Here is a 22,207-nt window from a genome sequence, read left to right as displayed (position 1 = left end):
TTCCCACCATTGCCTAAGGGTTGACAGCCATCTTATAAGTTATAAGCTAATAGAAGATTTAGGCAGGGGGCGCGTCACAGCGTATGGCGCGCCGGCGTGCTGAAGTTTGGTGTCCAGCGGGACTTACACAGACCGAACGCGGCCTCGCTACGTGGTCCGACATACCTTCATCCGCACCGCCGGCGGCGCCACGCCCGTTAACACGATCGACGCGCACCGTGAGCCACCAACGTGGGGGGAATCACTACCGAATTGCGCGAGCCTCGCTAGAAGCGCCACAGCATAACCTGGCTCGTTGGGCCAATCATTCATAAGGCTGAGCCATGAGAGAGAAAGAGAATGTCTATGTCGTAACCGGCGGCACGCATGGGATCGGCGCCGCCTGTGTCCGGCGCCTTGCCGAGCAGGAGAACGCGGCCGTCGTTTTCACCGGTCGCGACCAGGCTGCCGCACGAGAAATCGTATCCAGCACCGCCAATGCACATTTCATCGCCTGTGATGTGCGCGACGAAGCCGAATGCCGAACGGTCATCAATACCGCGATGATGCTCGGGAATGGAAAGATCGCCGGACTGGTCAACAACGCCGGCATGACGGGGCGAGGGGCTTTCGAGACCGCCACCCTCAGGGATTGGGACGAAATCATGACGGTGAATGCGCGCTCGTCGTTCGTCTTTACCAGCGCGGCGCTGCCAGGCCTGCGCGCGGCGCGTGGATCGGTGGTGATGATGTCATCGGTGGCCGGGCTGATGGGCGAGGAGGGTTTGGCCATCTACTCGGCCTCCAAGGCCGCGCTGATCGCCTTGACCTTGTCGCTGGCATTGGAGATCAGCGACGTTCGCTTTAATGCCGTCTGCCCCGGCCAGATCGCAACAAGAATGATGGCGGGCACGCTAGCCATTCCTGGCCGCAGGGCTCTGCTGGAAAGCCGCATTCCAGTGGGTCGTTTGGGAACTCCCGAAGACGTCGCAGAGGCCGTGGCCTGGCTGTTGTCGCCGGCTTCATCCTTCGTCAACGGCATCGTCATGCCGGTCGACGGCGGCGAGAGCGCGGGGTTGAAGGCGCTCACCCTGCCTGAAATCAGCAACGGCTTATGAAAGCCTATTGACTTATAACTTATAAGTAGTACGGTGGCGTTGTGAATGAGCGACAGCGCGGACGAACCCTAAGGCGCATTCGCCGAACGGTGACTTCGACGCATCGGCAGGTATCTCTGCTCCCAAGGCAGACCGGGGAGCCGGCGAATTCGACGGCTCCCCACCCGGGAACACACGAAACAATGGGGAATCACATGACCAAGACTCGCGCTTTCCAATCCATGCTCGCGGCGGCTTTCGTCACCAGCGTGGCCGTCCTGCCCAACGCCGCCCAGGCCAAGGATTGGTGGCCCTTCAAGATCAACGCGGCCAAGGGCGGCGATCTGAAAAAAGTCGAGGCACTCGACTATGTGCCGCTGGAAAAGGCCGAGAAGCCCTGGAACCTGTGCGTTTTGTTTCCGCACCTCAAGGACAGCTACTGGGTCTCGGTCGACTACGGCATCGTCGAAGAAGCAAAGCGCCTGGGTGTCAAGGTGACGGTGCTGCAGGCCGGCGGCTATGACGCGCTGCCCAAGCAGCTGTCGCAGTATGACGATTGCGTCGCATCCGGTGCCCAGGGTATCCTCGTCGCCGCCATCTCGGAAGCCGGCCTGGCGGCCAAGCTGAAGGAGGGCGACGCCAAAGGCCTTGTCCAGATCGCCGTCGCCAATCCCATTCTGGAAACTCCGATCACCGCGCGCATCACTCCCGATACCTACCAGAAGGGTTTTCAGGAGGGTGAGTACCTCAAGAAGTATCTCGGCGACAAAAAGACGACCGCGATCGGCCTGCCGGGTCCGCAGGGATCGGGCTGGGCGGAGAGCTATATGGCGGGCTTCCGCGACAGCACCAAAACCGGCAACATCAAGCTCGCGGCCGAGCTCTATGGGGAGCCCGGCGTTCCGCAAAGCCTGCGCATCGTCGAGGACGCCTTGCAGACCTATCCGGATCTCAACGTCATCTGGGGCGGGGCTGCTGCGGCGGAAGCGGCCGTCAGCGCCGTCGCCGACGCTGGCCGCGACGATGTCGTGATCATGTCGTCGTACGAGAACCAGACGATGCTGAAGCTGGTCAAGGAAGGCAAGGTGCTCGGCTTTGCCGCCGAGTATCCGGTCATGATGGGCCGCATCAGCGTCGACCTCGCGGTGCGCGCCTTGGAAAAGAAGGACTACGAGAAGGTTCTGCTGGTCGCGCCGGGTATCGTGACCAAGGACAACGTCGACAAAATCGACCCGACGCAGATTTTCGCGCCCGATGGGTGGAAGCCTGAATTTTCGGTACAATAGTCCCATCTTCGATGGGCGGTAGACCTCGGCCTTGGCCTGCCGCCCGTTTTGCTTCGAGTTCGGTGGTGTCAGCGATGCTTGAACTTACGGGTATGACGAAGCGTTTCGGGGGTGTGGTCGCGCTTGACGGCGTCGATTTCAAGCTGCTGAGCGGTGAGGTCCATGCCCTTCTCGGCGAAAACGGCGCCGGCAAGTCGACGCTCATCAATCTGATAGCGGGAACCTACGGCTGGACCGAAGGCTCTTGCCGTATCGACGGCCAAACCGTTTCCGCGCTGACCCCACAGAAATCCCGCGATGCCGGGGTGGCGGCTGTGTTCCAGGAATTCAGTCTCGTCCCCGACCTCACGGTCGAGGAGAACCTGTTTCTTGGACGCGAGATCAAGGGAAGGCTTTTCCTAAATCGGCGCGCGATGCGTGCCCGCGCGGAAGAACGCTTCCGCGACGTTGGCTTTCACGTCGAGCTGGACAGCAAGATCGAAACGCTGACCCGGGCGCAAAAGCAGATGGTCGAGATTGCCAAAGGCATGCTTTCGGATGCCAAAATCCTCATCCTGGACGAACCGACCGCGTCGCTTACCGACGGTGAAGCGGAAAAACTCTTCGCCGCCATCGCGGGCCTCAAGGCGCGGGGCGTCGGCATCATCTATGTGTCGCATCGCATGGCCGAGATCCGTCGGCTCGCGGACCGTGTCACGGTCTTGCGAGGAGGGCGCAAGATCGACACAGTGGCCATCGCCGCGGCATCGGACGCGACCCTGATCGAGATGATGGTCGGCCAGCCGGTCGAACGACTTTATCCGTCAATCAGCCAGCGCCCCGCCGAAATCGTGCTGGCGACCAGGGGGCTGCGTGTCTCCGGCACCGTATCCGATGCCTCCATTACGGTCAGGGCTGGAGAAATCGTCGGCCTGGCGGGCCTGGTTGGCTGCGGCCGCAGCGAACTTTGCCGGGCCGTGTTCGGCCTGGAGCGGGTGACGGCCGGTGAGATCGAACTGCATGGCGCGGTGGTTCGAGCGCCAGTGCCGCCCAGCATGTTGCGTGCTGGACTTTGTTACTATCCGGCGGATCGCGGCGCCGAGGGACTGGCGCTTAGCCGTCCGGGTCGCGAGAATGTGACCATGGCCGCGCTCGACGATCCGAGACTGTCCCAGGGCGGACTGCTCAAGTCGTGGCGCGAGCGCCGGGCGATAGCCGCGCCGTTGAAGACACTGGGGCTGCGACCGATGGCGCCCGAACGCGCGGCGTCGTCGTTTTCGGGAGGAAACCAGCAGAAACTCGTGCTGGCGCGCGGTCTGATGCGCCCGGTCTCGGTCCATATTTTCGATGAACCGACGGTTGGCATCGACGTCGGCGCCAAAAGCGAGGTCTACAGGCTTATGAAAACCCTGGCGGAGAATGGCGCGGCTATTCTTTTGTCCTCGTCCGAACTGCCGGAGCTCGTTCACCTGGCCAACCGCGTCTATGTCATGCGCGAAGGGCGCATAGTCGCCGAACTCAAAGCCGACGGCATCACCGAGGCGACTGTGCTGCGCCACTATTTCGACGCCGAAACCGGCGCCACGGAGGCGGCATGAGCCCTGACACGCTGCGGCGACGCTTTCTGGAAACAGGCGGGATCGTCATCCTGCTTCTGGTCGCGGTCGCGGCGGCGGCCGCGATCATCGAACCGCGTTTTCTGAACCGCCTGAACATCCTCAACGTCCTGCGCAATTTTTCCTTCCTGGCGGTTCCGGCGATCGGTCAGATGATCGTCATGACCACGGGCGGTTTTGATCTGTCGGTCGGCGCCACCATGGCGTTGGCGTCCGTGGTCACTGCCGCGGCGATGGCCGCGATGCCCGATGCGCATGGGCTCCAGCTGCTGGTGCCCGTAGCGCTGGCCTTGGCCAGCGGCGCCTGTGTTGGCCTGGTAAATGGCACGCTGGTGGCGCGGCTTTCCCTATCACCTTTCATGGTGACATTGGCATCGTTGTCGATCGTCGCGGGAATTACGCTCTATTACACACAGGGCATCCCGATCTATGGCGTTTCCGACGCTTTCGTCGATGCCGTCGGGCGAGGGCAGGTGCTTGGCCTGCCGCCGGTCTTGCTGCTGGCGATCGCGGTGATCGCCATCGCCATCATTCTGCAGCGCCGGACCGCGCTCGGGCGCCACTTCTACGCCGTCGGCGGCAATGTCGGCGCCGCCCGGCTGTCGGGCGTGCGGACTCACCGTGTGCTGATAACCGCCTATGTGCTCTCCGGTCTCCTGGCCGCACTCACAGGCGTCCTGATCACCGCTCGCATCGGGTCTGGCCAGTCGACGATCGGCGGCACACTGGGACTGGAGACGATCGCAGCGGCGGTGATCGGCGGCGTTTCATTGCGCGGCGGCTCAGGCCGCGCCGAGAACGTCGCCATGGCGGCGCTGTGCCTCTCAATCATCGCCAATGCGATGAACCTCACGCAGATCGACAGCAAGTTCCAGACGCTGGTGCTGGGTTCGGTGCTCATCGGCGCACTGGCTTTCGACCGAATTGTTCAGGGGAGGCGGGCCAATGTCTGATCGTCCAGACATGGCGGCTCCGGTTGTCCTTGACCGCGCTCGCCCGGACATCCGCCAGTTCGCGGCGCAGGCCAAGCTGCCGGGGCTCGTATTCCTGGCCCTGCTGGGTCTCGGTCTGCTCGACCCGCGCATCGTTTCAAGCGGCAATCTCTGGAACATCGCGATCCAGACCAGCTATCTCGCACTCTTCGCCATGGCGCAGACCATGGTGCTGCTGACGCGCGGCTTCGACCTGTCGCTTGGCTTTACCGTCTCGCTCGTCAGCGTCATATCGGCGATGGTGATGACGGGAAGCGGCGATATGCCGATCCTGTGGGGAATCGTCGCCGGCCTTGGCGTCGGGCTGCTGATCGGCGGGCTGAACGGCTTCCTCATCGCCGGTGTCGGCATCAATCCCCTGGTGACGACGCTTGGCATGGCCAACATTGTCATGGCGCTGGCGTCAACCGTCAGCGGCGGCTTTCCCGTGCCGGGCATTCCCGAGGCCTTCACAAACGCCTTGGCGGAGGGACGGCTGATTGGCATTCCGGTGCCCATCGTGTTCGCCGCGCTGTGTTTCGCACTGCTGTTCCTGGTCCTGCGCTTCACCGTGTTCGGGCGCGGCCTGTATCTCATCGGTGCCAACCCGCGCGCGGCGAAGGCGGCGGGCGTTCGCACCGGACGTGTCGTTGCGATCGACTACGTGGTCTGCTCGCTGCTGGCCGCGATTGGCGCCATGCTGCTCACCGCGCGCACCGGGTCGGGCGAACCCAATCTCGGCGGCAACCTGACCCTGGAATCGATAGCGGCGGCGGTGGTCGGTGGCGTGCGGCTGAGCGGCGGCGAGGGAGGCGTCACCGCGGCCCTGCTCGGTGCCCTGTTCATCACTGTCATTTCCAACGCCATGAATCTCATGCAGGTCGACGGCTATCTGCAGCAGGTTCTTTTGGGCCTCATCATTCTGGCCAGCCTGATACTGGGCCGCGATCACAAGAAACGCTAACAGCTTCGGACCTTAAATGGCATATCAAGTCTGCATCGATATCGGCGGAACCTTCACCGATTGCCTGGTTTCCGAGCCCGGTGGGAAAATCTCGATCTTCAAATCGCCGACGACGCCCGGCGAATTCGAGAAGGGGTTCATCAACGTGCTGCACGTCGCGGCCGCTGGATACGGGCTGGATCCGGCGACGTTCATGACCGCGATCGATTTGATCGTACACGGCTCGACCGTCTCGACCAATGCGCTGGTCGAGCGCAAGACCGTCAAGGTCGGTCTGATCCTCAACGAAGGACACCAGGACATCCTCGTCCTGCGCGAGGGGCCGCGCAAGGGCGCCTTCCAGTGGCGGCTCGACTATCCCGAGCCCTACGTCCCCCGCCACCTGACGAAGACGGCGCGGGGCCGCGTCGATGCGCGCGGGCGGGAGCTCACGCCTTTGTCGAGATCCGATGTCGAGGCGGCGATAGCCGATTTCCGGCGCTATGGGGTCGAAGCGATAGCGGTCGGTCTGCTTTGGTCGGTCGTCAATCCCATCCATGAAACTATGGTGCGCGATATCATCGCGCAGGCATGGCCGGAGATCCCGGTCACGCTTAGCCATGAAGTCAATCCGATGTCGCGCGAGTACAAGCGCATCATCGCGGCCGCCATCGACGCGTCGATCAATCCGATCGTGCGCACCTACATCGAGGACTTGCGGCAAGCACTTTCGCAGGCTGGTTTCCAGGGCGAGCTGCTGCTCGCCAACTGCGTCGGTGGAATGATGCCTCCCGCCGAGATGCTGCGGCGGCCAATCTACAGCGTCATGTCGGGGCCGACGCTGGCGCCGATGGCGGCGCTGGCGTTGAGCGACGAGGCCAATGTCATCGTCGGTGACATGGGCGGCACCACATTCGACGTCTCGGCTTTGCGCGACCACCAGATCATCGTCACCCCGGACAGCATGATCCACGACGACTCGCTCGGCATCGCGAAGGTGGATGTGAGATCGGTTGGCGCCGGCGGCGGGTCGATTGCCTGGGTCGATGATGGCGGCCTGCTGCGGGTCGGACCTCAGAGCGCTGGCGCGCGGCCGGGGCCGGCATGCTACGGAGCGGGCGGCACCGCGCCGACGGTCACCGATGCCAATGTCGTGCTCGGCATCATTGACCCGGATTACTTTCTCGGTGGGCGGATTAAGATAAGCCGAGACCTGGCCGAGAAAGCGGTCACGGGGATCGCCGCGCGGCTCGGCATCTCGGTATTCGACGCAGCTTACGCCATCCAGACCACCAGCAACCACAACATGGTCGGCGCCATCGAGGAAATCACCATTCGCGAAGGCATCAATCCGCGCGACAGCTTCTTTGTCTGCGGCGGCGGCGCGACCGCCATTCACATCGCCGAGATGGCCGACATATTGGGCTTGAAACGCTACATGATTCCCCGCTTCATGGCCGGATTGAGCGCGTTCGGCGGGTTGATTTCGGATATCACGCGCGAGGAAAGCGCGGTTTTCCTGACCTCGTCACGGCGCTTCGACGCTGCCGGCGTCTCCGACGTCCTGGCGCGGCTGAAGGTGTCGGGCGAGGCATTCCTCGAACAGGCCGGCGTTGAGCCTGACTTGCGGCGCTTCGAATTCTCCTTTCTTGGTCGTTACGAGTACCAGTCCTGGGAGATCGAGGTCCATTTCGAGGCCGATGAGGCGCGCCTCGACGCCGAAAACCTGCCAGGTCTGGTCGAAGCGTTCCATCAGATGCACGAACGCATCTATTCAATCAGATCGGATCGCGACGTTGTCGAATTCACCAACTGGAAGCTGCGCGCGGTGGGCAAGCGCGTTAATCAGGACGCCTGGAAGGACTATAGGCTGGCCAACCAGGCGATGGCGCCGGTCGCCAAAGGCCATCGGCCAGTTTTTCTGCATGAAGCGCGTCGGACCAGCCAATTGCCGGTCTACGACTTGGATCAGCTGGGCGCGGGAGCCGCGCTTAACGGCCCCTGTCTGGTGGAGGCGACGACGTTCACCGCTTTCCTCAAGGACAAGCATCGCGGGCGCGTCGACCCGCAAGGCAACATCGTCGTGACCGTCGATTGACTCAACCCTTCACGAGCAAGGCTTAATCAAATGGATTCACCTGTCATTCGCCCGGAGACGCCAACGCGCCGCGTCGATCCCTTCCTGATGTCGGTTCTCAAGAGCCGGTTCGAGGCCGTCGTCCGGGAGATGACGCTGGTGGTGATGCGAGCCAGCCGCTCGGCGGTGATCAAGAACGCCCGCGACCTGAGCTGCGCGATCCTGACCTATGATCATCGCCTCGTTTCCACCGAGGACGCGCTGCCTATCCACGTCATGTCGATGGATTTGGCGACGCGTCCGATAACGGAGCTGTTCGACGATATCGCCGACGGCGACATTTTCCTCAACAACTGCCCATACACGGGCGGTACCCATCATGCCGACCTGATCATGGCGATGCCGATCTTTTTCGATGGCAAGCCGCTGTTCTGGGCCGTGGCGCTCTCCCATCACGCCGACACCGGCGCGCCGACACCTTCGACCTATCTGCCATTCGCCAAAAACATTTATGAGGAAGGAATCCACTTCCCCTGCGTGCGTGTGGTCGAACAGCACAGGGAGAAGCAGGACATCCTGCGTATCGGCATGATGCGCAATCGGGTTCCAGACATCTGGCTCGGCGACGTCCGCGCCCAGATCGGCGCCTGCAGGACCGGTCGACGCCGTCTATTGGAACTGCTTGAAAAATATGGCCGCGACACGCTGCTGGATTTCGTCGAGGACTGGTTCGACTACGGTGCGCGCCGCGCCATGGCCGAGATCGCCAAATTGCCGAAGGGCAAGTTCTCCTACGAGGTCCGCCATGACCCGGTCCCCGGCGTGGCGGAAGAGGGCATCCCGGTCCGGATCACCATCGATGTCGACCCCGAAGCCGGCGAAATCACGGTCGATGTGCGTGACAACATGGATAACGTCCCTGGTGGTCTCAACCTTTCGGAAAACACCTGCACGGGCTCGTGCCGCATTGGCGTCTTCAACAATCTCGACGACGGCATCCCGCACAACGAGGGTGCCAAGAGCCGGATCAAGGTGTTGATGCGGGAGGGAAGCGTGGTCGGCAAACCCCGCTACCCAGTAGGCACCTCAGTGGCGACCACCAATGTCAACGACCGCTTGATCATCGCCGGCAATTGCGTGTTCTCGACCATGGGAGAACCCTATGGCCAGGCCGAGAGCGGCTCGCACCTGCCAGCCGGCATCGGCGTGATTTCAGGCAAGGATCCGTTCAAGGACGGGCAGCCCTACGTCAACCAGGTCTTCATTGGCTACGCCGGCGGCGGCGCGCGTCACGGCTATGACGGCTGGCTGACATATTGTGGTCCAGCGAATGGCGGCCTGATCGCGCTGGATTCCGTGGAGGTGGACGAATCCATGTATCCCATCATCATTGAATCGCGCGGCGTGGTGGCGGATACCCAAGGCATTGGCGAGTTCGAGGGCGCTCCCGCGGTGGGCGGTGTCTTCTATCCCGTCGACCACGAGATGACACTGGTCTACTCGGCCGATGGCACAACCTTTCCGCCGCGTGGCGTGCTCGGCGGCGGTGACGCCAAGGCCAGTCATAGTGCCAAGCGCGGCACGGACGGCAAGCTGGTGGAATTGCCTGCGTTCCATGAGGAGGCGTGTCGCGCCGGCGAGCGCATCGAGTTCGTTGCCTGTGGCGGCGGTGGCTACGGCGACCCGACCAAGCGCGATGTCCGCCGTGTCGCGGCCAGCGTTGACCGCGGCTGGCTGACGAGCGAAGCCGCTCGCCAATCCTACAAGGTGGCCCTGGTACTGGACGCCGAGCAGGGCGTCTGGGTCGTCGACCAGGATGCCACCGCGCGCCTTCGGGCGGTCTGAGCCAATGCGAAGAGAGGTCGCCGGCAAATGACCGGCGGCTTCGATCACGCCCGCTTGGCGGCCGCGTCCTGCTCGTCGAAATACCGCAACAGGTTCATGCCACCGCGCACGATGTCGCGTTCGATCGCCTTACGCGCCACCTTCTTGTTGCGGGTCCGGAACGCTTCGATCAGCGTCTCGTGCTCCTCCGCGCCGATGTAATCGTTCTCGGCCTGCAGATAATACACGTTGAGGATAGGGCCCATCGAGACCCACAGGCTTTCGATCTGGGCGATCAGCATATCCATCTTGGACAGGCGGTAGACGCCGAAGTGGAATTCACGATTGGCGCGACGGGCGCGGTCAGCATCGCCGGACGTTTCGCCGGCCACGAAATCCCGATGGATCTCGACCAGTTTTGCAATGTCTTTCTCCGAAACATGCTCAACGGCGAGTTCGGCCGCTAGTCCCTCGAGCGCGATGCGAATGAGCCGGACCTGCCAGTAACGCGACCGGGTCAGCTCTGGAACGGTGATGAACCGCCCCGACCGCAGTTCCAGCGCCTGCTCGCTGACGAGCCTGAAACAGGCCTCCCGCACAGGCGTGACGCTGGTGCCCAGCCGTTGCGCCAGATCCTGCATCAACAGTCTTTCGCCGGGCCGGAAATTGCCGGCGATCAGGGCTTCGCGCAGCGAGATATAGGTTCTCGCCGACAGACTGCCTTGCTCGATTGGCTGCATCGTGCTCATGGTCCACCGCTGCAATGTTGGCCGCACCGAATCGGCAACGGATAGGTACGAGCAGCTCTTATATCCTATAAGTCCGGTTGCGAAACATGGCTAGGAGCTGGCGGGTCTCCCAGCAGAGAGCTTGCGCAGGATTGTCTCGATAACATCCAGTGACTTCTCAACCGTCGCCCGGTCATGGCTTCCTGACAGGTAGAGACGCTTGAGCGGAAGCGGCTGACCGATCAGCCGGTTCGCCACCATCTCCTTGCGGAATGCGAGATCGAAGACATCGTCGTTGCGCAGCAAGTCCTGGTAGTCGCGGTAAGGACCGCTGAGGAAATAGATCAGCCACACCGAGCCAAACCCGGCGCTCTGCGCGGGCAGGCCGAGGCGATCGATAATTCCATCCAGCTGCGTGCGCATGAAAGCGCCGAGGGCGAAGAGGCGGTCGTAGAAGCCTGGTTTCGACAGCTCCTCGATCGTCGCCTGCATCGCGGCGAGCGTCGACGGTGTCCCATTGAAAGTACCGCCCATGAACACGGATCCTTCCCCGGTCCGGCCGACGAGCTCCATGAGATCGCGCCGACCGGCCACCAGGCCGACGGGATAGCCTGACGAGGCCGCCTTGCCGAAGGTCGCGAGATCAGGCGTGACGTTGGCGATCGACTGATAGCCGCCAAGCGCGTGGCGAAAGCCGGTGATGACCTCGTCGAAGATCAGTACGACGCCATGTTCGCTGGTCAGGCGACGCAGGTCGCCCAGGAAAACATCCGTCGCCATCACCGACCCCATATTGTGAGCGATTGGCTCGATGATGATCGCCGCGACCTCGCCCGGATTGGCCTTGAGATAATCCTCGACGGCGCCGGCATCGTTGTAAGGCAGCACGATGGTGTGACGGGCGGCATCATCGAGGATGCCAGCACTGATGGGGTCGTACTTGCCGATCGCCTGCGCGTGCGACTGCACGTTCATGGCGACATAGTCATGCCAGCCGTGATAGCCGCCTTGGAACTTGATGATGCGCTTGCGACCGGTGGCGGCGCGGGCAAGGCGCAGGGCGTGATAGGTCGCCTCCGATCCCGAATTGCAGAAGGCGACGAGATCCGCGCAAGGGATGCAGTCGACCAGCGCCTCCGCCACCTCGATCTCCAGCCGCATCGTTCCCGCACCGACAAGATCGATGTCTTGCGTGACTGCAGCGATGCGTTCACGCACCGCCGGATGACAGTGGCCAAGCACGTTGGCGCCGAAGCCGCAATGGAAGTCGGTGTACCGGTGTCCGTCGACGTCGTAGAGAAACGCACCCTGCGCCCGGGCAAAGACATGCGGCGCGCCGAGCCTGCGGCTCGGGCTGAGCAATCCGCCGGGCATCACCGCGCTGGCGCGCTCGATGAGTCGGGCGGTGTTATTCTGATCGGTCATCGTAATGTCCGTGCATGGCTATGGTTGTCCGCCGCTCAGCCGAGGGCTTCGAGGACGGTGGCCTCAATTCCCGCCGCGTCCAGACGGTAGTGCTTGTAGAGATGCGTTGGCGGCGCAATCAGGCTGTATTCGTCGCGGATGCCATGGCGTATCAACCGTGCCGGGCTGCCCGCCTCCGCCAGGATTTCCGCCACCGCGCCGCCCAGACCGCCGAGGATATTGTGTTCCTCGATCGTCAGAACGAAGCGGGAGTGAGCGGCGGCCGAGAGCACGGCCTTGGTATCCAGCGGCTTCACCGTATGCATGTCGATCAGCCCGACGGATTTGCCCGCCGCGCGCAGCGCGCGGTAAGCCTCCCTTGAGGGATGGACCATCGAGCCGCAGGCAATGATGGTCAGGTCCGATCCTTCGCCGTGAACGATCGCCTTGCCGAACTGGAAGTCGACGCCGTCGTCATAGACCACCGGTTCCTGGCCGCGGCCAATGCGGAAGTAGATTGGCTGCGCATGATTGACAGACGCCTTGACGGCGGCCGCCAGTTGCGGGCCGTCAGCCGGTGCGACGACCGTGAGGTCGGCAATGCTTCGCATGATGGCAAGATCTTCCGTCGCATGGTGGGAGGTGCCGTAAAAGCCGAGTGAAATACCGGCATGATGACCGATCAGCCGTACCGGCAGCGCCGAATAGGCGACGTCGGTTCTGATCTGTTCGCAGCACAGCAGCGCCAGGAAAGAAGCGAATGTAGCGACGAACGGCATGGCGCCGGTGCTGGCCATGCCGGCAGCGGCCGAAACCATATTCTGTTCGGAAATGCCAAATTGCGTGAAGCGTTCGGGAAAGCGCTGCGCGAACCGCACCAGCCCGTTGGAATATTGCAGGTCGGCCGTACCGGCCACGACCGGATAACCCTCTTCGACCAGATCAATGAGCGCATTGGCCAGGTAACTCAGGCCAGGCGCGCGCGCGTTGATCTGGCGGTACTGCCAGGAGTTGGTATCGATCGGGCCGTTCATTGTGTTTTGCCTCCACGCTTGATCTCTTCGGCGGCCAAGGCCTCGTCCGATGGCGCGAGATAGCCCAGATGCCAGCCGGGTTCGGTTTCCATGTAGCCAACGCCCTTGCCCTTGGAGGTCTTGGCAATGATGCAGACGGGCCGGGTGCGATCTGCCTCGGCCTTCAACTGTCGCAGCAGCGTCGCGAGCGCGACGACGTCGTGTCCGTCGACCTCGTGCACCCGCCAGCCGAATGCCGCCCATTTGTCGGCCAATGGCTCTATGCCGATGATGTCGTCAACCTGTCCGTCGAGCTGGTATCCGTTGCGGTCGACGATGGCGATCAGATTGCCGGCCTTATGGTGGGCGGCGGATAGCGCCGCTTCCCAGACCTGGCCCTCCTGCATCTCGCCGTCACCGAGCAGGACATAGACATCGAAGCGCCGGTTGGCCGCACGGGCGCCGAGCACCATGCCGAGGCCGCCGGACAGGGCATGGCCGATCGAGCCGGAGCTGAAGTCGACGCCGGGTACCTTGCGCATGTCGGGATGATCGCCAAGCGGATTGCCGAGCCGGGTATAGCCGTCGAGAACGTCCTTGGAGAAGAAGCCCCAGTCGACCAGCAGCGGGTAAAGGCCGACCGCGGCGTGCCCTTTGCCCATAAGGAAGCGGTCGCGGTCCGGCCATTGCGGCTCGCCGCGCCTCAGCCGCATCGCATCGTAGTAGAGCGTGGCGAATATTTCCGCGCAGGAAAACACTGACGAATAATGCCCAACCTTGGCGATCTGGATGAGGCGCAGCGTCTCGAGGCGTACGAACTCTGCCCTGTCGCGCAACAGGGCGGTCCGCTCCGCGTCGGGTCGTAAGGCGATATCTGATGGGGTGGGTGGCTTGGGCATTGGGCGTCACTCTCGGGATCATTTTTTCTCGACAACTTATAAGTTATAAGATATTCCTCGCTGAAGCAACCGCCTATCTGGTCGCAAGGAGAATTTTGATGAACAACGAATCGCGCGTGCTGGACATGGCCAGGCACTTTCATTCCCAAACCGATCCACGCCTGCATGAGGATCATGGTCCGTTGACGATCGTGGCCGGCGAAGGCGCGACCGTCACGGATGACGCGGGCAACCGCTATATCGAGGGCATGGGCGGACTCTGGTGCGCCTCGCTTGGCTTCAGCGACAGCCGGCTGGCCGCCGCGGCTGACCGCCAGATGCGCAAGCTCGCCGTCTACCACACCTTCAACCACCGCTCGAACGAGCCCACCGTCGAACTCGTCGAGCAGCTTACCGCGTTGGCGCCGTTCGACAACGCGCGCGTTTTTCTGGTCGGCTCCGGTTCCGAAGCCAATGATACGATGGTCAAGCTCGCCTGGTACTACCAAGCCGCGCGGGGGCGTCCGGAGAAACGCAAGATCATCAGCAGGTTTGGCGCCTTCCACGGCAGTACGATCATGGGCGCCGCGCTGAGTGGCCTGCCGCATATGCACAAGTCTTTCAACCTGCCGCCGCTTCCCGTCATATTCGCGGCGCGGCCGTTCCAATATCTTGATGGTCTGCCGGCCGAGGCGGAGCGTGACTACGCCACGCGCCTGGCCCAGGAACTCGAGGCCCTGATCCTGGCGGAGGGGCCAGAGACGATCGCCGCGATGATCGCAGAGCCAGTCATGGGCGCCGGCGGCGTGCTAGTGCCACCGGAGGATTATTTTCCAAAGGTTCAAGCGGTGCTGCACAAATACGACATCCTGATGCTTTCCGACGAGGTGGTCTGCGGCTTCGGACGCACCGGAAACTGGTTCGGCAGCCAGACTTTTGGCATGGAACCGGACATGCTGTCGGTCGCCAAGGGGCTTTCATCCGGTCATCTGCCCATTGGCGGCGTCATTATCTCCGACAAGGTTTACCAGTGCGTCGCCGATGAGGCCCACAAGGTCGGCGTGTTCGGCCACGGTTTCACCTATTCCGGCCATCCGGTGACAGCCGCCGTCGCCGCCGAGGCGATCAGGATCTACCGCGAGATCGATCTCGTGAGCCAGGCGCGCCGTCTCGGCGATTACCTGCATGCAGCGCTCGCGGACGCTCTAGGCGACCATTCGCTGGTCGGCGAGGTCCGCGGCCGCGGTTTTATCGCGGGCATCCAGATCGCTGAGGATCGCGCCGCCCGTCGCGCCTTCGCGCCGGAGCTGCGGATTGGCACGGATGTCGAGCGGCGGTGCCGCGATCATGGCGTCATGATCCGCAACATGGGCGACGTGCTGGCGATCTGCCCACCGTATGTGATCACCCCCAACGAGATTGATGCCATGGTTGACGGCATTCGGGCAGCTCTTGATGAGACCGCGGCGGCTCATGCGCGGACCGGCCAGTCGACATGAACCTCCGGGGCCCGACGGCGAGACATCGCGCCTGGGCGCGAGCACGTATGGCCGTGTCGTTCTGCCGTGCGACAAGGGCGCTTCGCTAAGGCGCGAGCCGCAGCATATCGAATCCTGATCACCATAAGCCGAGCGGAGGCTAGACCATGCTGCAGAAAACCAGCCATTTCATGCGGCAGGCCAATCTCATCAACGGCGAATGGGTGCAGGCCGATAGCGGCCAGACGGTCGACGTCAACAACCCGGCCACCGGCCTCAAGATCGGCACCGTGCCGAAGTCGGGCAAGGCGGAAACCCGCCGCGCCATCGAAGCCGCCGCCGAGGCTTTCAAGACCTGGCGCAAGACGACCGCGTTGGAGCGCTCAAAGCTGCTGCGCAAGCTGCATGACGCGATGATGGACAATCAGGACGTGCTGGCCGAACTGCTCACCATCGAGCAGGGCAAATCGTTGTTCGAATCCAAGGGCGAGATCGGCTCGGCCGCGTCCTACATCCTGTGGTTCGCCGAAGAGGGCCGCCGCACCTATGGCGACGTCGTACCGTCGCCGTGGGCGGACCGCCGCATCCTGGTGACCAAGGAGCCGGTCGGCGTCATCGCCGCCATCACGCCGTGGAACTTTCCGTCCTCGATGCTTGCCCGCAAGCTCGGCCCGGCGCTGGCCGCAGGCTGTACTGCCGTCGTCAAGCCGGCGACGCAGACGCCTTATTCCGGCCTTGCCTGGGGCGCGCTGGCCGAGGAAGTCGGCTTCCCCAAGGGCGTCATCAACATCCTGACGGGTGCTGCCGGCGAAATCGGCGACGAGATCTGCGCCAATCCGCTGGTGTCGAAGATCACCTTCACCGGATCGACCGAGGTCGGCAAGATGCTGATCCAGAAGTCTTCCGTCACCGTCAAGAAAGTGTCGATGGAACTTGGTGGCAATGCGCCGTTTATCGTCTTCGATGATGCCGACGTCGAGCGGGCCGTTGCCGGCGCCATCACGGCCAAGTATCGCAATTCCGGCCAGACCTGCGTCTGCACCAACCGCTTTCTCGTCCAGGCCGGCATCTATGACAAGTTCGTCGAGAAGCTCGCTGCCGCCAGCAACGGGCTGAAGGTTGGCTCCGGCCTCGAGGACGGCGTGCAGCAGGGACCGCTGATCGACGTGAAGGCGGTCGAGAAGGTCGAGGAGCTGATTGCCGACGCTACGTCGAAGGGTGGCAAGGTCGTTGCCGGCGGCAAGCGCCACGCGCTTGGCGGCTCATTCTTCCAGCCGACCGTCATCGCCGATGCGAAGCCTGACATGCGCTTCATGAAGGAAGAGATTTTTGGCCCGATCGCGCCGGTGTTCAAGTTCGAGACCGAAGAGGAGGCCATCGCGCTCGCCAACGACACCGAGTTCGGCCTTGCCTGCTATTTCTACACCGGCGATCTCGGCCGCGCCTTCCGGGTCATGGAAGGCCTGAAATACGGCATGGTCGGCGTCAATGAAGGCCTCATCACCACGCCGGAAGCGCCGTTCGGCGGCGTCAAGGAATCCGGCCTTGGCAAGGAAGGCGGACATCAGGGCATCGAGGATTATCTCGATACCAAATATGTCTGCATTGGCGGCCTCGGCCTCTAGTGGGCCGGCTTGGCCAACGCCTCACACCACCTCCAGAGAACAGCCGCTCAAGCTATCACCATTCCTCTCAGAGGCCGGACAGTCTACTACAGAACCATTCTTCTGCAGCTTCTCGAGAACAAACAGCTTGCCTTTGCGCACGCTGTCTTCAAGCGGATTCGCCTTGGCCAGGTGCGCCGCGATCGCGCTCGCCAGCATGCAACCCGTTCCGCGCATCGATCCGGCAAGGCGCGGTGCATCGAAGCGGATTGGTTCTTGGTCGGAGCCTAGCAGAATATCGGTCGATCGGGGTCCCGCCGCGTGGCCGCCCTTGATCAGCAGGGCCTGCATCCCGGCTGCCAGCAATTCCTGGCCTTGCCACACTGCGCCGCCTTCATCCACCGCTGGCTCTAAGCCAACAAGAAGCGCCAGCTCGATGAGATTGGGCGTGACGAGGCGGCAAAGGGGCATCAGGTCGCGTTTCATGACGGCGATGGCCCTTGTGTCCAGCAGCGCCTGGGCTGACGTGGAGACCAGCACCGGGTCGAGTATTGCCGGCACCTGCGGATTCTCGCGTAGCACAGCCGCGACGGCAACGACGATCTCGGCCGTTGCGAGCATGCCGATCTTGATTGCCGCCACCTTGTTGGCCTGCAGCGCGGCGCGCATCTGATCGGCCACAAGATCGGGCTGCGAAGGATGGATTTCCATCACGGCTTCGTGCGTCTGCACCGTCAGCGCTGTGACGGTCAGGCAGGTGCGCACGCCAATGGAAGAGATCGTCTCGATATCGCGTGCAATTCCAGCCCCACCGCTGGAGTCTGATCCGCCGACCACGAGCACATGCGGTTCTCGCCTCAGCGCCATGGCTTTGTCTTTTCGATCCATTCTCGCGTGCGCGCTTCGGGATCGGCATTCAACGTGATGTCGGTGACCACCGCCGCGCTGTCCGCGCCAGCCTCGAAGACGCCGTCGAGCCGGTCCGGGGTGAGGCCGCCAATGGCGACCAATGGGATGGGTGCTGCGCGGCGCTTCCACTCGCTGATCCGTTCGAGCCCTTGCGGCGCCCATTTCATCTGCTTCAGGATAGTGGGATAGACAGGGCCGAGCGCGACGTAGTCCGGTTCGGCAGCGATAGCCGTTTCCAGTTCGAGATGATCGTGCGTGGAAAGCCCGAGCTTCAATCCGGCGTATTTAATCGCCAGCAGGTCGGCCGCGGCCAAATCCTCCTGGCCGAGATGGACGAAGTCGCAGCCTTCCTCGATTGCCGTGCGCCAGTGGTCGTTGACGATGAGTTGGCATTGGTACTGGGCGCATAAAGCCTTCGCCTTGCGGATCTCCGCGCGCAACCCGGCCTCATCCATGGTCTTGATGCGAAGCTGCACCAGCTTGACGCCGAGCGGCACCAGCCGCTCGATCCAGGCAGAGCTGTCGACGATCAGGTAGAAGGGATCGAGCTTCATGAGAAAACCGCCCTGCCGATCGTCGGCGTCGATGGCACGGCGACGTCGCGCGGTTCGAGCATTCCCGAGCTGAAAGCTTCACGACCGGCATCGACCGCCTTGCCGAACGCACGCGCCATGCCGACCGGATCGGCCGCCCTGGCGACCGCGGTGTTCAGGAGTACGGCGTCAAAGCCGAGCTCCATGACGGTGGCCGCGTGCGACGGCCGTCCGAGCCCCGCATCCACGATCAGCGGAACGCCTGGGAAATGTCCGCGCATCGAGCGCAGCGCCGTGATGTTGATCGGCCCGAGGGCGGAACCGATCGGCGCGCACCATGGCATCAGAACCTGGCAGCCCGCCTCCAGCAGCCGCTCGGCAACGACAAGATCGTCGGTGGTATAGGGGAATACAGCAAAACCGTCCTCGCACAGGATGCGGGCGGCCCCGACCAGCCCGAACACGTCCGGCTGCAGGGTGTCGTGGTTGCCGATCACTTCGAGCTTGATCCAGTTGGTGCCGAAGACCTCGCGCGCCATTTTCGCGGTCGTGACCGCTTCCTTGACGGAGTGGCAGCCGGCAGTGTTGGGCAGGATTCTGACGCCCAGCGAGCGGATCAACGACCAGAATTTTTCGCCGGCCCTGCCGCCTGCCATTTCACGGCGTAAAGAGACGGTCACCACCGACGTGCCCGACGCCCTGACTGCATCGGCAAGGATGGCCGGCGAAGGATATTGAGCCGTGCCGAGAAGCAGGCGGGAGGGAAGCGTCGTCCCGAGAAGATCGAACATGGCTAGCCGCCCTGCATGGGCGAGAGGATTTCAATCCGGTCGCCGTCGTTCAACTGGAATTCCGCCCTGTTGGCTTTGTGCACGAGGTCGCTGTTGACGGCGGTCGCGAGCCAATCGCCCTCATAGTCGAGCGCGGCAAGCAACTCGGCCAGCGTGGTGGCGGCAACCTCATGCGCTTCGCCGTTGACCATCAGTTTCATGAGCAAGCTCCGTGGTTCTGTCTTGACTGAAAACCAGGCCGGCAGCCTGGCGCGCCATGGCGGGGGCGAGGAGAAAACCGTGACGATAAAGACCGTTGATCGCGATGATCTCACCGTCTGTTTCGACGCGTGGCAAATTGTCGGGAAATGCCGGACGGACACCCACACCGGTTTCAACGATCTCGGCCTCACCAAAGGCCGGATGGAGGGCATGGGCGGCGCCCAGCAGCTCCATCATGGAACGCGCCGTCACCGGTCCGGCGCTCTGGCTTTCAATCATCGTCGCTCCGATCATGAAACGGTGATCGGTGCGCGGCACGGCATAAAGCGGAAAGCGTGGATGAAGCAAACGGACCGGCCGCGACAGCGAGACATCAGGCGTGCGAAGGATCAGCATTTCGCCGCGAACACCGCGCAGCCTGTCATCGGCCGCTGCCATTCCCATGCAGTCTATCTGACGGGCGAAACCCGAAACAGGCCGGGCGTCGCAGCCGAAGTGGAATTTGACACCCATGGTCGCAAGCTTGTCATGAAGTGCCGCCATCGCCTGGCGTGGGTCGAGGTGAGCCTCGTCGGGGAAGAGCAATCCACGCCGGAAGCGGCCGGCGAGGTCGGGTTCCAGGAGCGCAATTTCGTTTTCATCGACGCGCCGATGCCCTGACGTGCGACTGGCGAACCGGTCAAGCTCACCAGCATCACGCGGCGCGGCCACGACCAATGTCCCGGCCCGTGTCACCTGACCCGACAGCACCGCATCCCACCAGTCGGCAGCGTCGCGTCCGAGATCCAGCACCGGCTGCTCCGCGCTTTCGCGCTCGCACCATGGCGCCAGCATGCCGCCGGCGAACCACGACGCGTTGCCGCCAAGGCCATGCCGCATCTCGGCGACTGTGACCGTCACGCCGCGGGCGGCGAGTTCGAAAGCGACGGTGAGGCCGGCAACGCCGGCCCCTTTGACGAGCACCCTCATGATGGTTTGGGAGCCTCTGGCACGACCGGTACGCCAGTCTCGTCCGCCAGCATGTAGAGATCGCCGCCCTCCCGGTATTTTGCCGCCATTGCCGCCATGCCTTCCTTCTGGGCCTCGGCACGGATGTCGTGGGAAATGCGCATGGAGCAGAATTTCGGCCCGCACATCGAACAGAAATGTGCCAGCTTGTGCGCCTCCTTGGGCAAGGTCTGGTCGTGGAAGGACCGTGCGGTTTCGGGGTCGAGCGACAGGTTGAACTGGTCCTCCCAGCGGAACTCGAAGCGCGCGCGCGAAAGGGCATCATCCCTGGTTTTCGCTGCCGGATGGCCCTTCGCCAGATCGGCTGCATGGGCGGCTATCTTGTAGGTGATCACGCCAATCTTGACGTCGTTGCGGTCGGGAAGGCCGAGATGCTCTTTCGGCGTGACGTAGCAAAGCATTGCGGTGCCGAACCAGCCTATCATGGCGGCACCTATCCCTGAGGTGATGTGGTCATAGCCCGGCGCGATGTCGGTCGTCAGCGGCCCCAACGTGTAGAACGGCGCCTCACCGCACACTGCGAGCTGCTTGTCCATGTTCTGCTTGATCTTGTGCATGGGGACATGGCCCGGGCCTTCGATCATCACCTGGCAGTCCTTTGCCCAGGCGATCTGCGTCAACTCGCCGAGCGTCTCCAACTCGGCGAATTGCGCCGCGTCGTTGGCATCGGCGATGGAGCCCGGACGAAGGCCGTCGCCGAGCGAGAAGGACACGTCGTAGGCGCGACAGATGTCGCAGATCTCCGCAAAATGCTCGTAGAGGAAGCTTTCCCGGTGATGGTGCAGGCACCATTTGGCCATGATCGAGCCGCCGCGCGAGACGATGCCCGTGACCCGGTCGACGGTCAGCGGTATGTAGTGCAGCCGCACGCCGGCGTGGATGGTGAAATAGTCGACGCCTTGCTCGGCCTGCTCGATCAGCGTGTCGCGGTAGACCTCCCAGTTCAGGTCCTCGGCGATGCCGTTGACCTTTTCCAGCGCCTGATAGAGCGGCACCGTACCGATCGGCACCGGCGCATTGCGCACGATCCAGTCGCGGATGTTGTGGATGTTGCGGCCGGTCGACAGGTCCATCACCGTGTCCGCGCCCCAGCGGATCGCCCAGACCATTTTTTCGACCTCTTCGGCCATCGATGATGTGACAGCCGAGTTGCCGATGTTGGCGTTGATCTTGACCAGAAAATTGCGACCGATGATCATCGGCTCGCTCTCGGGATGATTGATGTTGGCGGGAATGATTGCGCGTCCGCGCGCCACCTCGTCGCGCACGAATTCGGGTGTGACGAAATCTGGGATCGCCGCGCCGAAGGCTTCGCCGTCGCGTTGCAGCTTGCCGCGCATCACCTCGCGGCCGAGATTCTCGCGGATGGCTACGAACTCCATTTCTGGCGTGATGATGCCGGCGCGCGCATAGGCAAGTTGGGTCACCGCCTTGCCCTGCTTGGCCTTGAGCGGCCGATTGCGTATCGGAAATTCCGGTGTCAGGCGCTCGCCGGTGGCGAATCCATTGTCTTCCGGCCGGACGTGGCGGCCGTCATAGGCTTCGACATCGCCACGCGCCGTGACCCATTCGTGGCGAAGCCGGGCAAGGCCTTTTTCGATGCTGGTTTCGACTGATGGATCGGTGTAGGGGCCGGACGGATCGTAGACGGTGACGGGCGGTTCGCCGGCCGTCGGATGGACGGAAATCTCGCGCATCGGCACCCTGATCTGCGGGTAGAGGACGCCGGGCTTGTGGATTTTCCGCGAGGCGGGCAGTGGTCCCGTCGACACGGCGGGGGTGAGGGCATTCATCGTGAGGCTCCTTTGCTCATGCATTGGAGACCCAGTTCTGTGCCGGAAGGATGAAAAGACGCTTCTGTAGACCTGCTGCAGCAGGACCTCGGGCG

At 63.0% G+C, this 22,207-nt stretch carries 19 protein-coding genes; 9 read left to right on the top strand and 10 right to left on the bottom strand.

Annotation, left to right across the window (positions count from 1 at the left end):
- Window positions 1-323: 323 nt before the first annotated feature.
- From NKI70_RS25725 to NKI70_RS25695, 7 genes are all read left to right on the top strand, one after another.
- Window positions 324-1,097 carry an SDR family NAD(P)-dependent oxidoreductase gene (locus NKI70_RS25725; RefSeq protein ID WP_352725213.1) on the top strand — a complete coding sequence of 258 codons (774 nt, stop codon included), beginning with the start codon at window positions 324-326 and terminating at the stop codon, window positions 1,095-1,097.
- 194 nt (window positions 1,098-1,291) lie between these two features.
- Window positions 1,292-2,362: a TMAO reductase system periplasmic protein TorT gene (gene torT / locus NKI70_RS25720; RefSeq protein WP_023782520.1), complete on the top strand. Its 1,071-nt coding sequence runs from the start codon at window positions 1,292-1,294 to the stop codon at window positions 2,360-2,362.
- 74 nt (window positions 2,363-2,436) lie between these two features.
- A complete protein-coding gene (locus NKI70_RS25715) occupies window positions 2,437-3,939 on the top strand; it encodes a sugar ABC transporter ATP-binding protein (RefSeq protein ID WP_352725211.1) in 1,503 nt (500 codons plus the stop codon).
- The gene (locus NKI70_RS25710; protein ID WP_352725209.1) at window positions 3,936-4,910 is read left to right on the top strand and encodes an ABC transporter permease; all 975 of its coding nucleotides are present in this window, start codon (window positions 3,936-3,938) and stop codon (window positions 4,908-4,910) included. Before NKI70_RS25715 ends, NKI70_RS25710 begins: the two co-directional genes overlap by 4 nt.
- Window positions 4,903-5,892 (top strand): ABC transporter permease, encoded by a 990-nt coding sequence (locus NKI70_RS25705; RefSeq protein ID WP_352725207.1) that lies wholly within the window; start codon window positions 4,903-4,905, stop codon window positions 5,890-5,892. Before NKI70_RS25710 ends, NKI70_RS25705 begins: the two co-directional genes overlap by 8 nt.
- A 16-nt stretch (window positions 5,893-5,908) precedes the next feature.
- Window positions 5,909-7,969 carry a hydantoinase/oxoprolinase family protein gene (locus NKI70_RS25700; protein ID WP_352725205.1) on the top strand — a complete coding sequence of 687 codons (2,061 nt, stop codon included), beginning with the start codon at window positions 5,909-5,911 and terminating at the stop codon, window positions 7,967-7,969.
- Between the two features lie 30 nt (window positions 7,970-7,999).
- Window positions 8,000-9,793: a hydantoinase B/oxoprolinase family protein gene (locus tag NKI70_RS25695; protein WP_352725203.1), complete on the top strand. Its 1,794-nt coding sequence runs from the start codon at window positions 8,000-8,002 to the stop codon at window positions 9,791-9,793.
- A 44-nt stretch (window positions 9,794-9,837) separates the two neighbouring features.
- On the opposite strand, the gene NKI70_RS25690 is transcribed toward NKI70_RS25695, so the two are convergent.
- The 4 genes from NKI70_RS25690 to NKI70_RS25675 form a co-directional block, all read right to left on the bottom strand.
- Window positions 9,838-10,521 carry a GntR family transcriptional regulator gene (locus NKI70_RS25690; protein ID WP_023737066.1) on the bottom strand — a complete coding sequence of 228 codons (684 nt, stop codon included), beginning with the start codon at window positions 10,519-10,521 and terminating at the stop codon, window positions 9,838-9,840.
- A 90-nt stretch (window positions 10,522-10,611) separates the two neighbouring features.
- Window positions 10,612-11,925, bottom strand: coding sequence for an aspartate aminotransferase family protein (locus NKI70_RS25685; RefSeq protein ID WP_352725201.1), 1,314 nt, complete (start codon window positions 11,923-11,925; stop codon window positions 10,612-10,614).
- 35 nt (window positions 11,926-11,960) lie between these two features.
- Window positions 11,961-12,938, bottom strand: coding sequence for a transketolase family protein (locus NKI70_RS25680; RefSeq protein WP_352725200.1), 978 nt, complete (start codon window positions 12,936-12,938; stop codon window positions 11,961-11,963).
- The gene (locus tag NKI70_RS25675) at window positions 12,935-13,753 is read right to left on the bottom strand and encodes a transketolase (RefSeq protein ID WP_352725198.1); all 819 of its coding nucleotides are present in this window, start codon (window positions 13,751-13,753) and stop codon (window positions 12,935-12,937) included. Before NKI70_RS25675 ends, NKI70_RS25680 begins: the two co-directional genes overlap by 4 nt.
- Window positions 13,754-13,914: 161 nt before the next feature.
- Between NKI70_RS25675 and NKI70_RS25670 the strand changes: the two genes are divergently transcribed.
- Window positions 13,915-15,294 carry an aminotransferase gene (locus NKI70_RS25670; protein WP_352725196.1) on the top strand — a complete coding sequence of 460 codons (1,380 nt, stop codon included), beginning with the start codon at window positions 13,915-13,917 and terminating at the stop codon, window positions 15,292-15,294.
- A 146-nt stretch (window positions 15,295-15,440) separates the two neighbouring features.
- Entirely contained in the window at window positions 15,441-16,898 is a 1,458-nt protein-coding gene (locus NKI70_RS25665; protein ID WP_352725194.1) for an NAD-dependent succinate-semialdehyde dehydrogenase, read from the top strand.
- Window positions 16,899-16,919: 21 nt separating this feature from the next.
- On the opposite strand, the gene NKI70_RS25660 is transcribed toward NKI70_RS25665, so the two are convergent.
- From NKI70_RS25660 to thiC, 6 genes are read right to left on the bottom strand one after another with little or no spacing between them, the layout of a single operon-like run.
- Window positions 16,920-17,744, bottom strand: a complete 825-nt coding sequence (locus NKI70_RS25660; protein ID WP_352725278.1) for a hydroxymethylpyrimidine/phosphomethylpyrimidine kinase — start codon at window positions 17,742-17,744, stop codon at window positions 16,920-16,922.
- Entirely contained in the window at window positions 17,735-18,340 is a 606-nt protein-coding gene (locus tag NKI70_RS25655) for a thiamine phosphate synthase (protein WP_352725192.1), read from the bottom strand. Before NKI70_RS25655 ends, NKI70_RS25660 begins: the two co-directional genes overlap by 10 nt.
- Window positions 18,337-19,110 (bottom strand): thiazole synthase, encoded by a 774-nt coding sequence (locus NKI70_RS25650; protein WP_352725190.1) that lies wholly within the window; start codon window positions 19,108-19,110, stop codon window positions 18,337-18,339. Before NKI70_RS25650 ends, NKI70_RS25655 begins: the two co-directional genes overlap by 4 nt.
- Window positions 19,111-19,112: 2 nt before the next feature.
- On the bottom strand, window positions 19,113-19,310 hold the full coding sequence (gene thiS, locus NKI70_RS25645; RefSeq protein ID WP_352725188.1) for a sulfur carrier protein ThiS: 198 nt from the start codon (window positions 19,308-19,310) through the stop codon (window positions 19,113-19,115).
- Window positions 19,279-20,280, bottom strand: coding sequence for a glycine oxidase ThiO (thiO, locus tag NKI70_RS25640; protein ID WP_352725186.1), 1,002 nt, complete (start codon window positions 20,278-20,280; stop codon window positions 19,279-19,281). The genes thiS and thiO overlap by 32 nt, the downstream gene beginning before the upstream one ends.
- On the bottom strand, window positions 20,277-22,112 hold the full coding sequence (gene thiC, locus NKI70_RS25635; protein ID WP_352725184.1) for a phosphomethylpyrimidine synthase ThiC: 1,836 nt from the start codon (window positions 22,110-22,112) through the stop codon (window positions 20,277-20,279). The genes thiO and thiC overlap by 4 nt, the downstream gene beginning before the upstream one ends.
- Between the last annotated feature and the right edge of the window lie 95 nt (window positions 22,113-22,207).

The organism is Mesorhizobium sp. M0500, from assembly GCF_040321165.1.
Classification (GTDB): Bacteria; Pseudomonadota; Alphaproteobacteria; order Rhizobiales; family Rhizobiaceae; genus Mesorhizobium.
The sequence above is the reverse complement of the archived record's forward strand: the minus strand, read 5'-3'. Positions and strand labels throughout refer to the sequence as shown.

Bases quoted from the DNA above. Each gene is read 5' to 3' on its own strand.
- NKI70_RS25725 (WP_352725213.1), top strand. From the start codon at position 324: ATGAGAGAGAAAGAGAATGTCTATGTCGTAACCGGCGGCACGCATGGG.
- torT (WP_023782520.1), top strand. From the start codon at position 1,292: ATGACCAAGACTCGCGCTTTCCAATCCATGCTCGCGGCGGCTTTCGTC.
- NKI70_RS25715 (WP_352725211.1), top strand. From the start codon at position 2,437: ATGCTTGAACTTACGGGTATGACGAAGCGTTTCGGGGGTGTGGTCGCG.
- NKI70_RS25710 (WP_352725209.1), top strand. From the start codon at position 3,936: ATGAGCCCTGACACGCTGCGGCGACGCTTTCTGGAAACAGGCGGGATC.
- NKI70_RS25705 (WP_352725207.1), top strand. From the start codon at position 4,903: ATGTCTGATCGTCCAGACATGGCGGCTCCGGTTGTCCTTGACCGCGCT.
- NKI70_RS25700 (WP_352725205.1), top strand. From the start codon at position 5,909: ATGGCATATCAAGTCTGCATCGATATCGGCGGAACCTTCACCGATTGC.
- NKI70_RS25695 (WP_352725203.1), top strand. From the start codon at position 8,000: ATGGATTCACCTGTCATTCGCCCGGAGACGCCAACGCGCCGCGTCGAT.
- NKI70_RS25690 (WP_023737066.1), bottom strand. From the start codon at position 10,521: ATGAGCACGATGCAGCCAATCGAGCAAGGCAGTCTGTCGGCGAGAACC.
- NKI70_RS25685 (WP_352725201.1), bottom strand. From the start codon at position 11,925: ATGACCGATCAGAATAACACCGCCCGACTCATCGAGCGCGCCAGCGCG.
- NKI70_RS25680 (WP_352725200.1), bottom strand. From the start codon at position 12,938: ATGAACGGCCCGATCGATACCAACTCCTGGCAGTACCGCCAGATCAAC.
- NKI70_RS25670 (WP_352725196.1), top strand. From the start codon at position 13,915: ATGAACAACGAATCGCGCGTGCTGGACATGGCCAGGCACTTTCATTCC.
- NKI70_RS25665 (WP_352725194.1), top strand. From the start codon at position 15,441: ATGCTGCAGAAAACCAGCCATTTCATGCGGCAGGCCAATCTCATCAAC.
- NKI70_RS25660 (WP_352725278.1), bottom strand. From the start codon at position 17,744: ATGGCGCTGAGGCGAGAACCGCATGTGCTCGTGGTCGGCGGATCAGAC.
- NKI70_RS25655 (WP_352725192.1), bottom strand. From the start codon at position 18,340: ATGAAGCTCGATCCCTTCTACCTGATCGTCGACAGCTCTGCCTGGATC.
- NKI70_RS25650 (WP_352725190.1), bottom strand. From the start codon at position 19,110: ATGTTCGATCTTCTCGGGACGACGCTTCCCTCCCGCCTGCTTCTCGGC.
- thiS (WP_352725188.1), bottom strand. From the start codon at position 19,310: ATGAAACTGATGGTCAACGGCGAAGCGCATGAGGTTGCCGCCACCACG.
- thiO (WP_352725186.1), bottom strand. From the start codon at position 20,280: ATGAGGGTGCTCGTCAAAGGGGCCGGCGTTGCCGGCCTCACCGTCGCT.
- thiC (WP_352725184.1), bottom strand. From the start codon at position 22,112: ATGAATGCCCTCACCCCCGCCGTGTCGACGGGACCACTGCCCGCCTCG.